The following is a 16,168-nucleotide window of genomic DNA, read 5'->3' as shown; positions in this document are numbered from 1 at the left end:
CCACCAATCAACAACATATTCATCTTCTCACTATATACTGAAAGAAGAATAAGGAATATGAAGAAGCGAATAAAATTAAGTTTTGAATAAAAAAAATGACCCTATAAAAGAGTCATTTTATTAAAATATTTTTTGCTAATTATTTTTTAGCAATAGGATCGACGTAAGTTACCGCCATATCCCAAGGTTGTTCAATCCATGTATCTTGTGGGATATCTACAACATAAGCGTCTACTAGATGAACGCCTGCAGGTTTAGCACATACCGTTACTAATTTACCTTTAGGGTACATTTCACGTAATTTAACCGCAGTATCACCGCTATCTACTAGATCATCAATGATGATGAAACCTTCACCATCACCTTCCATCGCTTTAACAACCGTCATATCACGCTGATGATCATGGTCATAGCTTGAGATACATACTGTATCAACATGACGAATATTTAACTCACGAGCCAAGATTGCAGCAGGAACTAAACCACCACGGCTCACAGCCAAAATACCTTTCCATTGATCGGCAGGAAGTAACTGTTCAGCAAGCTGACGAGTATACATCTGCATGTTATCCCAAGTGATTACAAATTTATTAGCCATAATTGACAAAACCTCTAAGTGACACAGTCATCAACGACTATGCCGTAAAAATAAATTTCAGCGTGAATAATGCAGCTAGAACCCAAACACTGATGTGAACTTCACGACCTTTACCACTAAGCAACTTAATTGCAGCGTAAGAAATAAAGCCTAATGAAATACCATCCGCAATAGAAAAGGTTAACGGCATTAATAAGCATACCACAACAACTGGTGCTGCTTCAGTAAGATCTCGCCAATCAATGCTAACAAGACCAGACATCATCAAAATCGCGACATAGAACAAAGCTCCAGCCGTTGCGTAGGCCGGAACCATACCCGCTAATGGAGCAAAGAACAATGCAAGTAAGAACAGAATACCAACAACAACAGCCGTCAAACCTGTTCGACCACCCGCAGCTACCCCTGCAACACTTTCAATATACGATGTCGTATTTGAAGTACCCAATAAAGCACCAACTGATGTCGCTGTTGAATCAGCAAGTAGCGCTTTATTTAAACGAGGGATATTACCGTCTTTGTCCATAATCCCCGCTTTCTGTGATACGCCAACTAAAGTGCCCGCTGTATCAAATAAATCGACGAATAAGAATGCAAATACAACGGTTAGCATGCTTAGTTCAAACGCACTAGAAAAGTCTAATTGTAAAAAGGTAGGTGCGATACTTGGCGGCATTGACATTACACCAGCATACTGAACATCACCAAAAAGCAATGACAGTGCAGTTACAGCCAAAATAGCAATCATAACAGCAGCTTTATAGCCACGATGCACTAAAGCAATTGTTAAAAAGAAAGCGAGTGCCCCCATAACAGCAGGAAAACTGTTAATGTGGCCCATTGAAACCAATGTCGCTGGGTTATCAACAACAATCCCTGAATTTTTTAGTGCAATAAATGCCAGAAATAAACCAATACCAGCAGAAATGCCCGTTCTTAGTGAAAGAGGAATTGAGTTAATAATTAATTCTCTAATCTTAAATAAGCTAAGAAGAATAAATAAAACCCCTGACATAAATACTGCAGCAAGAGCGACTTGCCATGTATGACCCATACCTAAAACAACGGTATAAGTAAAAAAGGCATTCAATCCCATACCTGGAGCTTGAGCTATCGGGAAGTTTGCAACGAACCCCATAATGAAACAGCCAATAGCTGCTGCAATACAAGTTGCGACAAATACAGCCCCTTTATCCATTCCCGCATCCGCCAAAATAGCTGGATTAACGAAAATAACATAAGCCATGGTTAAAAACGTGGTTATACCAGCTATAACTTCAGTACGAACAGTCGTACCATTAGCTTTTAGTTGAAATAATTTCTCAAGCATTAGAGTAATTTCCTAGTGAATTTATGCAATCTAAACGTTTGCGTAATCGATTGGCTGAGAATTATAAAGTGGAATTATGCTAATTTCTAGCGATAGTTGCCCTTTTAATAAGCAAACAGTAAATAAAGTGAATGCACTAATCTTACGATCATGAAATTAATCTAATGATTCAATTAGTTAGAATGAGAAATAAAAAGAGTGTAGAAGTGATTAATATTTTTTAGATAAAAAAAACGCCATCCAAAATAGTTTTGAATGGCGGAGAATTAACTGCCCATAAGGGTAGAATAGAATTCCAATTATAGGGGTATTACTTTAACGTATAAAACCGAAGTTTTATTAGTAACCAAAGCACATTGGGTACACAAATTGACTTGTGTATACAGAGCGTTGATTCCAGAATTTTGAAGAACTTAAAAAAGACATAACATCACCTTATCAATTGATAGTTTTTAACATTTTAAATTGATCTCGGTTCCTTGGAGGCGATAAATCGGACTCATCCTATGAGCATTTTTTTCTGCCTTATCAGCAGATGAGATCACTATACCATCAGGAAATTAAATTACAACAAAAACATGACGAACCTCACATAAAAAACAGAAAATAGCTTATTGACTATACTAATGGTGTAATTTTATTACGAAACCGTTTGCGAATACTGCTCATTTAATCGTCTGTCATTTCATCATTTTAAATTGTTTTTCCATTTAGAATATCAAACAGAGTAATTCGCTAGATTCAGAGGTATACTGAATTGTATTAACAAACAATGACTCAAATAATTAGAGCATTAATAAGTAAAAACCGTTTTCATAAAGGAGAATCTTGTGTCTGAGATCAGTCAACTAACCCCTCAACCTCTTTGGCAATTTTTTGACAAAATCTGTTCTATTCCTCACCCTTCAAAACATGAAGAAGCATTGGCTCAATACATTATTGAATGGGCAACAACTGAAGGTCTAGATGTGCGCCGTGATCCTACTGGTAACGTTTTTATTAAAAAGCCAGCAACACCAGGCATGGAAGATCGCAAAGGCGTAGTTCTACAAGCTCATATCGATATGGTTCCACAAAAAAATGAAGATACAGAGCACGACTTCACTAAAGATCCAATTCAACCATACATTGATGGTGAGTGGGTAACGGCAAAAGGAACGACGCTTGGTGCTGATAACGGCATGGGTATGGCATCTTGTCTTGCAGTGTTAGCATCAAAAGAGCTAAAACACGGCCCTCTAGAAGTATTATTAACTATCGATGAAGAAGCAGGTATGACAGGAGCTTTTGGTCTGGAAGCTGGATGGTTAGAAGGTGATATCCTTTTAAACACAGATTCAGAGCAAGAAGGCGAAGTTTACATGGGTTGTGCTGGTGGTGCCGATGGTGCTATCAAATTAGACATTGAACGTGAAGCTCTTCCTTCTGGTTACATCACTCGACAAATCACACTAAAAGGCTTAAAAGGTGGTCATTCAGGTTGTGATATTCATACTGGCCGTGGGAACGCAAACAAACTACTAGGTCGTTTTTTAGCTGGTCACGCACAAGAGCTTGATTTACGCCTTGTTGAATTCCGTGGCGGTAGTCTACGTAATGCAATTCCACGTGAAGCTTTTGCTACTATTGCAGTTCCTGCCGAAAATGAAGCTAAGTTAGCCGAATTATTTACTTTCTATACAAACCTATTAAAAGATGAATTAGGCAAAGTAGAAACAGATATCGTTAGCTTTAACGAAACAGCATCTGCAGAACAAGTACTAACAAAGATCACTCAATCTCGTTTTATTGCGACACTAAATGCATGTCCAAACGGTGTAATTCGCATGAGCGATGATATCGAAGGTGTAGTTGAGACATCATTAAATGTTGGTGTGATCACCACTGACGAAAATAGCATTACTATTCTATGTCTTATCCGTTCATTAATGGATTCAGGCCGTAGCATGGTTGAAGGTATGCTGTCATCTGTCGCTGAGCTAGCTGGCGCTCAAGTCACTTTCTCAGGCACTTACCCTGGTTGGAAGCCTGATGCAGATTCAGAAATAATGCACGTTTTCCGTGATGTATATGAAGGTATCTACGGCAATAAACCAAATATCATGGTAATTCATGCAGGTCTTGAGTGTGGGTTATTTAAGAAACCTTATCCAGAAATGGATATGATTTCATTTGGCCCAACTATTAAGTTCCCTCACTCTCCTGATGAGAAAGTGAAAATTGATACTGTTGCTTTATACTGGGAACAAATGGTGGCTATTTTAGAAAATATTCCTAAAAAATAATGCTATCTAACTAAACAATAAACGGTCAGCACATGCTGACCGTTTTTTATTTACGCAATTATAATTTAAATAAGTACCTAATTATTCTTACTTAAATTGGTGCAACCCGACGTCTATTTGTAGATCTTAGGATTTGTAGAACCCCAAATAACATAAAGCTCTGGCATGCTACGACTACTGAAAGCTTCCATTTCTTTTGCTTCAATAGTGAATTCATTTTGCTTACCAAATAATACAACCTCATCTCCAGGCTGTACATTTTTAATATCAGTGACATCTACCATTGTGGTATTCATTGATGTTACACCAACAACATTCGCTTTTTGGCCATTAATCAGTACGTAACCATTATTACCAATAGAGCGAACGTAACCATCAGAATAACCTAATGGTAAATTAGCTAAAATAGAATCGCGCCCTAGCACATAAGTACTGCTATAACCAATAGTACTCCCTTTTGGTAAATAGTTTAAAGAAGCCACAGATGTTTTGAATTGAACAATGCGTTTGTATTCAGGATTATTTGGCATATCACCATAAAGAAGACCACCAGGACGAACCATATCTAAGTGTGCTTCAGGTAGATTGATTGTGGTGTATGAATTTGCAACATGCAGTGTAATATCATCACGGTTTAATTGTGCTTCATCAATTAACCATTGGCTCTCTTGTTTAAAAAGGTCTAATTTAGTGCGGATTTCATCGACAGATTCATTTGGGAAGTGGGTCATAATGCCAACAATGTTCACATGTCCATTAAAGGCAATGTTTAATGCTTCTTTCTTACCCTGAGGTTGTGATAAATCCAAACCATTGCGACCCATACCACCAGCATTCAAAGCCAGATGCACAGGAATAATCGTGTTGTTCTGTTTTGCTAATTTCGCAATAATATTAGCTTGTTCACTCGAACCAATTAACTCTTCAATTTTATATTGTAAACCAGATTCAATTTCATTCGGTGATGCCGCACGAACGCGCATTAGTTCGCCGACAAAACCTTTAGCACGCACAATACGAGCTTCTTCATTACTTGTGATACCAATACATTCAACATTGCGCTCAATAACTGAGGCCATTAAACCTTCAATACCATTACCATAAGCATCCGCTTTCATTATGGCGCACACTTTTGTGTCTTGCTCTAATGATGCTCTTAAAGTATCAATATTATGTTGGAAAGCTTGGGTATCGATCTCTAACCATGCGTTAGTTTGTTGAATTTTTTCTTGATTTGTTAATGTATCTAAAGAAAGAAGTGGAGCGGAATTAGCGATACTTGGTAATGCCAAACTTAACGCTAATGCACATTTAGTAAACTTCATAAACAACCGTTTTTATATAATAATTATTTCGAAAACTCGAAAGGGAATTATATATCGTCGTTTTTTTAACCTCTACAGAAACAGTGCAAATAAGAATCAACTGTTTTATCTTTAATCAAAAATCAATAAATTTAAATAAAATTTATACTAAAATCTCAATATTGAAACGCTAAATTATATTATTCATCATTAAATGAGTTGTAATTGTTGAAAATACTCTTTCTCTTTGAGCGTAACACTTAATCCAATTAAACGAATCTCTCTTCCCTTTTGCCTTTCTAACACCTCTTCTAACAGCTCCTTAAAAAATGGTAGCGTTAAGTTATGATGTACATGTTCAATTGTCGTTTGTTGAAAGTCAGCAAACTTAATTTTAATCCCTTGCTTGGCAATAAAAGTTGAACCATTCGCTTTTAATAACCTTTTTTCTAACTCAGGAAATAACCTATTTTCGATAACATCCCAACATTCATTAAAACTACTGATATTATGTGTAAATGTCCGCTCTACTCCCACAGATTTTCGGTTTCGTTCAGTGACAACCTCTCTTTCATCAATACCATGAGATCTTTTCCACAATGACGCTCCCATCTTCCCAAATTTCAGTAATAAATCTCTTTGATCACTCTTTTGTATATCTTCACAAGTATACAGCCCAAATTGATGAAGACGTTCCAAACTCACTTTTCCTACTCCAGGAATTTTCTCTAGAGGCAACCCCTTAATTTCGTTCATCATGGAATCAGGAGTAATAACATACTGTCCATTTGGTTTATTAAGATCTGATGCAATTTTAGCTAAGAATTTAAGTGGGGCGATTCCAGCAGAAGCGGTAAGCTGAAGCTCATTAAAAATATCTTTTCTGATTTGCTCTGCAATTAATGTTGCAGAACCATGTAAAAGTGAGCAATCACTAACATCCAAATACGCTTCATCTAATGAGAGGGGTTCAATTTTATCGGTATATCGTCGAAATATACGATGAATATGGTGGGATACTTCTTTATAAACTTGCATTCGGCCCGGTACCACAACGAGATTTGGGCATAATTTTAATGCTTTACCTGTTGGCATAGCAGAACGAACACCAAACTTCCTAGCTTCATAATTACAAGTACTTAGTACTCCTCGTTGACGTTCATGCCCCCCAACCGCCAAAGGTACATTGCGTAAACTGGGATTATCTCGCATTTCAACAGCCGCATAGAAGCAATCCATATCAATATGAATAATCTTTTGATTTCTAGTTGCTTGCTTCGAAGAAGGTGATAGGTGGTCGATACTCATAAAAATTAACTGTATAAAAACACAGTTAATAATAACTTTGAACCATTTTTTATTCAAATAAAAACAGCACCAATAATAGGTGCTGTTTAAAAATGGAATTATGAGGTATTAACTATGCGATACGGTCTTTTTCCCATGCTGCTAATTTTTCAGCTCTAAGTGCCGCTTTAGCTTCACGCTTTTTACGGGCATCGCATGGTTCAGGGCAATTACAAACTTTATCAATACCTACGGCACCAAGACCACCACAGCTACCTTTTACAACTTTACGCTGAATGATGTAACCAATAGCCATTGCAGCAATCACCGCTAAGAAAACAAAAAATGTAATCAGAAATGTATTCATTATTTACTCACTTACTTCAAAAAAGGCTTAAAGGCTTCAGATGCTATCTCTTTAAAGCCATCTTTCGTTTTCACTATCATGAAAACAGGAATATTGTGTTTATTAGCAACCTCTATACCTTGCTCTTCACCAAGAAGCATTAAACCCGTAGCAAGTCCATCGGCCGTCATTGATGATTTATCGAGTACCGTTACAGATACTACCTTATTTGAAATAGGGTAACCTGTAATTGGGTTAATAATATGAGAGTAACGGATACCCTCTTTCTCAAAGTATATACGGTAATCACCAGATGTCGCTACTGCATGATGACCCGGTTCTATAATCTCTTGAATCGCACGCTCATCAACTGATGGTTTTTCAATTGCAATACGCCAAGCAACATTTTCTTTATTTTTACCTTTCACTCGCATCTCACCACCGACTTCAACCATGTAATCAGTGATGCCAAGCTCTTCTAGGTAATTAGCAACAACGTCAACACCCCAACCTTTAGCGATCGTTGATAAATCAACATATAGCTCAGGGATATCTTTTGTAACTGTAGTTTCTGTTGCTTCTAAATGCTGAATGCCAACAATTTTACGTCGCGCATTTAATTCTTCATCAGTAGGAACGACTTCTGGTCGAGCTTCTGGTCCAAATCCCCATAGATTAACAAGAGGGCCAACAGTTACATCAAGCGCTCCTAAAGTAACCTTATTCAATCTAATAGCTTCTTTAATAACGGTTGCCGTATCTTTTGATACTGTAAATGGAGTCAGTTCTTTACTTTGGTTAAATCGACTCAACTCTGAATCTTTTCTATATGTCGACATTTGGTCATTAACAAGCTCTAATCGCTTATCTATCTCCGCATGAACGTCTTCAGATTTAGGCAGTCCATCTTTGCTTATATATTTAATATTATAGCTTGTCCCCATCGTAGGACCATTCAGATAGACTTGCTCACGCTGTTCACCACAACCAGCAAGTAAAATAAGGGCAAAACAAGGTAATAAAATAAGTTTTGCTTTATGAATTAACTGAGTAAAACTGACAAACACTGCCAACTCCTTTAAATACAAACAATACACAGGAATATAAATTTAAGTTTGTTTACTAAACCTATAACCCTGTACTTTGTCAGGTTAAATACGGACCATAAATACGAAAAAAGGCTGACTCAGTACTGAGTCAGCCAATATTTCTTACTTCGATAGATTAACCACCGAAGTCATCTAGTAAGATGTTTTCATCTTCAACACCAAGATCTTTCAACATGCCGATAACAGCAGCGTTCATCATTGGTGGACCACACATGTAGTATTCACAATCTTCAGGTGCTTCATGATCACGTAAGTAGTTTTCATAAAGAACATTGTGGATAAAGCCTGTGTAACCATCCCAGTTATCTTCTGGCATTGGATCAGAAAGTGCACAGTGCCATACGAAGTTTTCGTTATCAGCCGCTAGGCCATCGAAATCTTCAACATAGAACATTTCACGCTTAGAACGTGCACCATACCAGTAAGACATCTTACGCTTAGACTTAAGACGTAATAATTGGTCAAAGATATGAGAACGCATTGGCGCCATACCTGCACCACCACCGATGAATACCATTTCATTGTCAGTATCTTTAGCGAAGAACTCACCAAATGGACCAGAAATAGTACATTTATCACCAGGCTTAAGTGACCAAATATAAGAAGACATTACACCAGGCGGAACATCAGGATTATTTGGCGGCGGAGTCGCGATACGAACGTTCAGTTTAATAATGCCTTTCTCTTCTGGGTATGAAGCCATAGAGTAAGCACGGATTGAATGTTCATTAACGATTGACTCGTAACGGAACAAGTTAAACTTATCCCAGTCACCACGATATTCTTCAGGAATATCAAAATCCGAATATTTAATGTGGTGTGGTTCAGCTTCAATCTGAATATAACCACCAGCACGGAATGGAACTTCTTCACCTTCAGGAATAGCAAGCGCTAATTCTTTGATGAAAGTAGCTTCATTGTTATTAGAAATAACAGTACATTCCCACTTTTTAACACCAAAGATTTCTTCCGGAAGTTCAATTTCCATGTCAGTTTTCATTGAAACTTGACATGCTAGGCGCTCACCTTCGCGAGCCTCACCTTTTGAAATGTGATCAAGCTCTGTAGGTAGAATATCACCACCACCAGATTTCACTTTCACACGACACTGACCACAAGAGCCGCCACCACCACAAGCAGATGATACGAAAATACCAGCGCTACCAAGAGCACTAAGTAATTTACCACCTGGTTGAGTAATGATTGCTTTATCAGCATCGCCATTTACAGAGATAGTAATGTCACCTGATGGTACTAACTTAGATTTAGCGAATAAGATCACTAATACTAAAGCCAATACAATAATGGTAAACATCGCTACACCAAGAATAATGCTTTGCATTTGTTATTCCTTATTATTGGGTGCTTACCCTACAGTTGAACACCAGAGAAAGACATAAAGCCTAACGCCATTAAACCTACTGTAATGAAAGTAATACCAAGGCCACGAAGACCAGGAGGTACATCAGAGTACTTCATTTTTTCACGAATACCAGCAAGCGCTACGATAGCCAACATCCAACCAATACCTGAACCGAAACCGTATACTACAGATTCAGCAAAGTTATAGTCACGTTGAACCATGAAAGATACACCACCGAAAATAGCACAGTTAACTGTGATTAACGGAAGGAAGATACCTAGAGCATTGTACAAAGGTGGGAAGAAGCGATCTAAGATCATTTCTAGGATTTGTACTAGTGCTGCAATTACACCGATAAAAGTAATAAAGCTAAGGAATGTTAAATCAACACCCGCAACTAACGCATTTTCTTTTAGTAGGTACGTATAAACAAGGTTGTTCACAGGTACAGCGATTGTTAAAACAACAACTACCGCAACACCAAGACCAAACGATGTTTTTACTTTCTTAGATACAGCTAAGAACGTACACATACCTAGGAAAAATGAAAGCGCCATGTTTTCGATGAAGATCGATTTAACAAGTAAACTAATATAATGTTCCATTTCGACCTTACTCCTTCGCTTCTACTTGTTCTGGTTTAAGGATACGGATAGCCCAGATCATAAAACCAATTAAGAAGAATGCTGATGGTGCTAGAAGCATTAGACCATTTGGTTGGTACCAACCACCGTTAGAAACAAGTGGAAGAACTTCAACACCAAATAGCTTACCAGAACCAAGAAGTTCACGGAAAAATGCTACTGTCATCAGTACAAAACCATAACCAAGACCGTTACCAATACCATCGATAAACGATGGAATGGAGCAGACTTCATTGCGAACGCTTCCGCACGACCCATTACGATACAGTTTGTAATGATCAAGCTTACGAATACTGAAAGCTGTTTAGAGATATCGTATAGATATGCTTTCAATACTTGGTCAACAACGATTACCAAAGAAGCAATGATCGCCATCTGAACGATGATACGAACGCTGTTTGGCATGTGGTTACGAATTAGCGAAACGAATAAGTTAGATAAAGCAGTAACAAACATTACCGCTAAAGTCATAACGAAAGCCGTTTCAAGCTTAGTTGTTACAGCTAGAGCTGAACAAACACCAAGAACTTGTAGCGCGATAGGGTTGTTATCCAACACCGGCGCTAAAATGCTCTTTTTAATATCTTTTGCGCTAGCCATTAGTTCAGACCTCCATCACGAACTTTAGCAAGGAATGGACCGAAGCCATCATTACCTAACCAGAAGTCAAACGTGTGTTGAACACCGTTACCTGTTAGCGTTGCGCCAGAAAGACCATCTACACCGTACTCAGAACCAGCTGGAGCACCGCCTTTAACGATCTTAATTGCAGGTTTATGATTTTCATCAAACAGTTTCTTACCTACGAATTGTGCACGCCACGTTGGGTTTTCAACTTCACCACCAAGTCCCGGAGTTTCCGCTTGGTCGTAGTAAGTGATACCCGCAATAGTGTTACCATCAGTCTCAACTGCAACAAACGCATACATCATTGACCATAATCCAGTACCGTGAACAGGTAGGATAATTTTAGTCACTTTGTCGCCATCTTTAACTAGGTAAACAACACCTAAGTTTGCACGACGAATGATTTTTGCTTTATCTTGCTCAGCTGTTAGCTTAATTGATTGTTTTGGATCTTTAGCTGCTTTACGTTGATCGTAAGTAGCTGCGTCACCATCAACGAACTCACCTGTTGCGAAATCAACAAGACGAGGCTCGATGTTTGCAGCGAATAGTTCAGGAACAGTACCTGAACCTGTAACACCTGCAACTTCAACAATTTTGCTTTGCTTATCTAGAACTGCGTTTGCTTTTTGCTTATCACGCAGACCAACTGCCGCCGTTGATACGATGATTGAACACACTAGGCTCAAACCAATAACAACACCGAGAGTCTTTTTAATGCTATCGTTATTACTTGCCATAGCGTTTTAGTCTCCGTTTCACGTTACCTTCAACTACAAGGTTATCAAACAGTGGAGCAAACAAGTTTGCAAATAGAATAGCTAACATCATACCTTCAGGGTATGCAGGGTTAACTACACGGATCATTACAGCCATACCACCAATTAAAATACCGTACCACCACTTACCTTTATTAGTAAATGAAGCCGATACTGGGTCTGTTGCCATAAAGATCATACCAAACGCGAAACCACCAAGAACTAGGTGCCAGTGCCAAGGCATGCTGAACATTGCATTTGTGTCAGAACCGATTAGGTTAAACAGTGTAGACACTGCAACCATACCGATCATTACACCAGCAATGATACGCCATGAAGCAATACGCATGTAAACGATCATTAGACCACCAAGGATCAGAGCAAGAGTCGAAACCTCACCAATTGAACCTGGGATATTACCAATGAATGCGTCCATCCAAGTGATTGTGTCGCCAGTAATTGTATTTACTAGGCCACCTTGACCGCCTTGTGCCCATTGGCTAAGTGCTGTTGCACCAGAGAAGCCATCAGCAGCAGTCCAAACTGTATCACCTGAAATTTGAGCTGGGTATGCAAAGAATAGGAATGCACGACCCGCTAGCGCAGGGTTTAGGAAGTTACGACCAGTACCACCAAAGATTTCTTTCGCTACAACAACACCGAAAGTAATACCTAACGCTGCTTGCCATAGTGGAAGTGTTGGTGGAACGATCAATGCGAAAAGGATAGAAGTTACAAAGAAACCTTCGTTAACTTCATGCTTACGCACCATACAGAACAATACTTCCCAGAAACCACCAACAAGGAACACTGTTGCGTAGATTGGTAAGAAGTATGTTGCACCCAGTAGCATGCTACTGCCCCAACCTGCATCAGCACTTACTGTGCCACCTAGCATTTCAGTCAACCAGTAGTGCCAGTTGCCAGAAATAACTGCTGCAAGTTCAGCGCCTGAATACATATGTTCAAGAGCAACAATTGCTTGGTTACCTGCGTTGTACATACCCCAGAACATTGCTGGGAATACCGCAAACCATACCATGATCATGATACGTTTTAAGTCAACGCTATCACGAACATGTGAACCACCTTTTGTTACTGTACCAGGAGTATAGAAAAGTGTTGCTGTTGCTTCGTATAAAGCAAACCACTTCTCATATTTACCGCCAGGCTCAAAATGATGTTCAACTTTTTCAAATAAATTTAAAAGGCTCATCAATTACCCTTCCTTCTCGATGGTATCCAAGATCTCACGAAGCATTGGACCATACTCATATTTACCAGGGCACACATATGTACATAGACCTAGATCTTCTTCATCTAATTCTAATGCACCTAAGCGTTGTGCACTGTCAACATCACCAGCACAAAGGTCACGCAATAACATGGTTGCTTCCATGTCTAATGGTAATACACGTTCGTAGTTACCGATTGGCACCATTGCACGATCACTACCGTTAGTAGTTGTCGTCATGTTAAACAGTTGACCTGAGAATAAGTGACTCAAGAATGAACGAGTTACTGAGAATTTGTTTTTGCCAGGAACAGCCCAACCAAACAATTCTTTCTCACGACCTTCACGAAGAACAGAAACTTGCTGATGGTAACGACCAAGGTAAGCGTGAGGACCTGATGCTTGCGTACCGTTAAGTACAGAACCAGAAATCACACGAATCTCACCAGGCATTACTTCACTGTCAGTTAAATCAACTAAGCTTGCACCAGTAATAGTACGAACTAAACGAGGATTATTTACTGCAGGGCCAGCTAAAGATACGATTCTTTCAGAGTAGATTTCACCCGTTAAGAACAGTTGACCGAATGCAATCACATCTTGGTAACCAATGCTCCACGCTACATGATTTGTATCAACAGGATACAAGTAATGCATGTGAGTACCGGCTAAACCAGCTGGATGAGGGCCATCAAATACATGTTCTTCAACATTTTTTTGAGAAGAACGAGGTAAGCTACCTCCTTTCTTACATACGTAAACTTTATCACCTGTTAATACAGATAATAGGTCTAGGCCTGCAATAAAGGCTTCTTCTTGTTGGTTAATGATCACTTCTGCATCAGCCGCTAGTGGATTAGTATCCATAGCAGTAACAAAGATAGCCTTTGTTTCAGAATCAATCGCTGGAACCTTGCTGAACGGACGAGTACGTAATGCAGTCCATGCACCTGAATCAACCAGTTGTGTTTTGATCGTTTCACGATCAAGCGACACTAGTTCATTTGCTGCATAGCTATTAAAAGTAACCTGCTCTTCGCCTTCAACTGCAATTACTACAGATTGAAGTACGCGCTTCGCACCACGGTTAATTTCAACAACCTTACCACTTACTGGAGCAGTAAATACTACGCCTGGATTCTTTTTATCAGCAAAAAGAACCTGACCTTTCTTTACTACATCTTCCACGCGGACATGCATCGTAGGACGCATACCAACGTACTCTTCGCCAAGCAAGGCGACTTTAGTGATGGATTTACCATCATTAATCACCTGAGTAGGAACACCTGCAATAGGAAGATCCAAACCCTTTTTTATTGTAATCATACGCACTTGCACTAATTTTATGGGAAAAAAGATTCTATATAAGACACGACACTGCATGTGTCCAGTATTGACGACACAAATCGCGCAACACTATTAACATCCTAGTAATATGCTTTTTACATAAATACGAAAAAAGCTGTTTTAAGGCGGAGGATTCTATCATTTTTTATGGTGTAGATGCCACGTTCAATGACTAGATTCCTGCTATTTTTTGCTATTCATTGTCAGAAATCATTGAAATAGGTTGAGCATTTTAGACCTACTGCACAATTCTTGTTCAAAATCAAAAAATACCCCATAAGTAGCAATGACATTAAATATTAGTCATTTTTTAACAAACAGACTTATTTTATATTTATTTTATGTTAAAAAATAAACATTAACGTTTCATTTTTAACCTTTTCCAACGCCCATACAGTTGGGACTAAGAGGAACTTGCTCTGCATCTAGAGCTTGCCATTCTGTTTCTGTATACGTATGAATGGCTAAAGCATGAATATGGTCTGACAATTCTTCAGCTAAAATGTTATTAATAGCTCGATGGCGAGCAATCAAACGTTTACCTTCAAATTCGTCGCTCACTACAATTACCTTAAAATGGCTTTCAGAACCTTCAGGTACGTTATGCATATAGCTTTCATTTAGAACTTTAAGATAAGAAGGCGCTAACGCTTCGCGTAATTTTTGTTCAATTTGATGCTGAATCATATAATTCCTTTCTTTATTTGAATTCTTCTGTTTCCACTTTATACACCATTTGCGACAATAGCTAGAAGCCTTCCCTATTTGAAGATCAAATCATTATGAAAACAGAACTGAGTCTACTTGACCGAAGCCTAAACTTACAACGTTACCCTAAACGTGCTCAAGAACTACTGCAAGCATGGGATGCAGGTGATGAATACATCATTAAATATGTAGAAGAAGAGCTAAATCTAGAAGATGGCAAAAACATCCTTATCTTAAATGATAATTTTGGTGCATTATCATGCTGGTTCTCAGACAAGCATAACGTAACAATGATGACCGATTCGTTTGTTTCACAACGTGGTACATTAAAAAACCTACAACGAAACCAATGTAACCGTGTACAGCTCATTACATCAACTGAAGAGATACCACAAGGTTTCGATTTAGTATTAATGCAAATCCCAAAAAACAATCGAATGCTCACATGGCAACTACAACAATTACGTCAATCAATGGACAGTAGCTGCCCTATTATCGCTGTAAATAAAGCAAAAGAAATCCATAGTTCAACACTTGAGTTATTTGAAGACTACCTTGGGGAAACTAAAACTTCTCTTGCTTGGAAGAAGCACCGTTTAGTGTTTTCAAATGCAAATGCATCGAATCCAAAAACCATTGCTGAAGCAGTATGTTGGAATGTAGATAATGAAGACATCGATCTTCTTAATTACCCTAACGTATATTCTGGAGAAAAGTTAGACCAAGGTGCTCGCTTTATGCTGGAGCATATCCCATCGGATCCCGAATTAAGACATATCATAGATCTTGGTTGTGGTAATGGTGTTCTCAGTATAAAAGCTGGTCAACTAAACCCTGAAGCTCGTATTACTTGTGTTGACGAAAGCTTTATGGCTGTTGAATCTGCACGCCGTAACTTAGAAGTAAACTTAGGCAAAGAACGTCAATTCCAATTTATTGCTAATAACTGTTTGGATGGATTTAAAAAACACAGCAGTTACCTTGTACTTTGCAACCCTCCATTCCATCAAGGTCAGGCAATTACCGATCATATTGCATGGCAAATGTTCTGTGATGCTAAGCACATCTTGTGCAAAGATGGTAAATTATTAGTTATTGGAAACCGTCATCTTGATTATGATGGTAAATTATGTCGCTTATTTGGTGAAGAAAATGTCACCACAGTTGCTAGCAATTCAAAATTCGTTATTTTAGAAGCTGTTAAAGCCGAAAAATCAAAATAAAAAAG

14 protein-coding genes and 1 pseudogene are annotated in these 16,168 nt (G+C 38.5%); 2 read left to right on the top strand and 13 right to left on the bottom strand.

What is annotated here, in order from left to right; translation table 11 throughout:
- Window positions 1-139: 139 nt before the first annotated feature.
- Together gpt and AAFX60_003905 are read right to left on the bottom strand one after the other, a co-directional pair.
- Complete coding sequence (gene gpt / locus AAFX60_003910) at window positions 140-598, bottom strand: xanthine phosphoribosyltransferase (GenBank protein ID XDF78338.1); 459 nt, start codon at window positions 596-598, stop codon at window positions 140-142.
- Window positions 599-635: 37 nt separating this feature from the next.
- Entirely contained in the window at window positions 636-1,928 is a 1,293-nt protein-coding gene (locus AAFX60_003905; GenBank protein ID XDF78337.1) for an NCS2 family permease, read from the bottom strand.
- A gap of 830 nt (window positions 1,929-2,758) precedes the next feature.
- On the opposite strand from AAFX60_003905, the gene AAFX60_003900 reads away from it, so the two are divergent.
- A complete protein-coding gene (locus tag AAFX60_003900) occupies window positions 2,759-4,213 on the top strand; it encodes an aminoacyl-histidine dipeptidase (protein XDF78336.1) in 1,455 nt (484 codons plus the stop codon).
- A gap of 113 nt (window positions 4,214-4,326) precedes the next feature.
- Here the strand turns inward: AAFX60_003900 and alr are convergent, their stop codons facing one another.
- The 11 genes and pseudogenes from alr to bolA form a co-directional block, all read right to left on the bottom strand.
- Window positions 4,327-5,538, bottom strand: coding sequence for an alanine racemase (gene alr / locus AAFX60_003895; GenBank protein ID XDF78335.1), 1,212 nt, complete (start codon window positions 5,536-5,538; stop codon window positions 4,327-4,329).
- Window positions 5,539-5,727: 189 nt separating this feature from the next.
- On the bottom strand, window positions 5,728-6,825 hold the full coding sequence (gene dinB / locus AAFX60_003890) for a DNA polymerase IV (protein ID XDF78879.1): 1,098 nt from the start codon (window positions 6,823-6,825) through the stop codon (window positions 5,728-5,730).
- A gap of 112 nt (window positions 6,826-6,937) precedes the next feature.
- Window positions 6,938-7,171 (bottom strand): (Na+)-NQR maturation NqrM, encoded by a 234-nt coding sequence (nqrM, locus tag AAFX60_003885; protein XDF78334.1) that lies wholly within the window; start codon window positions 7,169-7,171, stop codon window positions 6,938-6,940.
- An 11-nt stretch (window positions 7,172-7,182) separates the two neighbouring features.
- Window positions 7,183-8,217 (bottom strand): FAD:protein FMN transferase, encoded by a 1,035-nt coding sequence (locus AAFX60_003880; protein ID XDF78333.1) that lies wholly within the window; start codon window positions 8,215-8,217, stop codon window positions 7,183-7,185.
- A gap of 157 nt (window positions 8,218-8,374) precedes the next feature.
- Window positions 8,375-9,601 (bottom strand): NADH:ubiquinone reductase (Na(+)-transporting) subunit F, encoded by a 1,227-nt coding sequence (gene nqrF / locus AAFX60_003875; protein XDF78332.1) that lies wholly within the window; start codon window positions 9,599-9,601, stop codon window positions 8,375-8,377.
- A 29-nt stretch (window positions 9,602-9,630) separates the two neighbouring features.
- Window positions 9,631-10,227, bottom strand: coding sequence for an NADH:ubiquinone reductase (Na(+)-transporting) subunit E (gene nqrE, locus AAFX60_003870; protein ID XDF78331.1), 597 nt, complete (start codon window positions 10,225-10,227; stop codon window positions 9,631-9,633).
- Window positions 10,228-10,234: 7 nt separating this feature from the next.
- A pseudogene (locus tag AAFX60_003865) lies at window positions 10,235-10,866 on the bottom strand (NADH:ubiquinone reductase (Na(+)-transporting) subunit D).
- On the bottom strand, window positions 10,866-11,633 hold the full coding sequence (locus AAFX60_003860) for a Na(+)-translocating NADH-quinone reductase subunit C (GenBank protein ID XDF78330.1): 768 nt from the start codon (window positions 11,631-11,633) through the stop codon (window positions 10,866-10,868). Before AAFX60_003860 ends, AAFX60_003865 begins: the two are co-directional and overlap by 1 nt.
- A complete protein-coding gene (locus AAFX60_003855) occupies window positions 11,623-12,867 on the bottom strand; it encodes an NADH:ubiquinone reductase (Na(+)-transporting) subunit B (GenBank protein ID XDF78329.1) in 1,245 nt (414 codons plus the stop codon). Before AAFX60_003855 ends, AAFX60_003860 begins: the two co-directional genes overlap by 11 nt.
- Before the next feature lie 3 nt (window positions 12,868-12,870).
- Entirely contained in the window at window positions 12,871-14,211 is a 1,341-nt protein-coding gene (locus AAFX60_003850; GenBank protein XDF78328.1) for a Na(+)-translocating NADH-quinone reductase subunit A, read from the bottom strand.
- A gap of 393 nt (window positions 14,212-14,604) precedes the next feature.
- A complete protein-coding gene (bolA, locus tag AAFX60_003845; protein XDF78327.1) occupies window positions 14,605-14,919 on the bottom strand; it encodes a transcriptional regulator BolA in 315 nt (104 codons plus the stop codon).
- A 95-nt stretch (window positions 14,920-15,014) separates the two neighbouring features.
- On the opposite strand from bolA, the gene AAFX60_003840 reads away from it, so the two are divergent.
- Complete coding sequence (locus tag AAFX60_003840; protein ID XDF78326.1) at window positions 15,015-16,163, top strand: methyltransferase; 1,149 nt, start codon at window positions 15,015-15,017, stop codon at window positions 16,161-16,163.
- Window positions 16,164-16,168 lie beyond the last annotated feature (5 nt).

It is taken from the genome of Aliivibrio fischeri (assembly GCA_038993745.2).
GTDB lineage: Bacteria > Pseudomonadota > Gammaproteobacteria > Enterobacterales > Vibrionaceae > Aliivibrio > Aliivibrio fischeri_B.
Note: the sequence above shows the minus strand (reverse complement) of the source record. Positions and strands in the feature narration are given on the sequence as shown.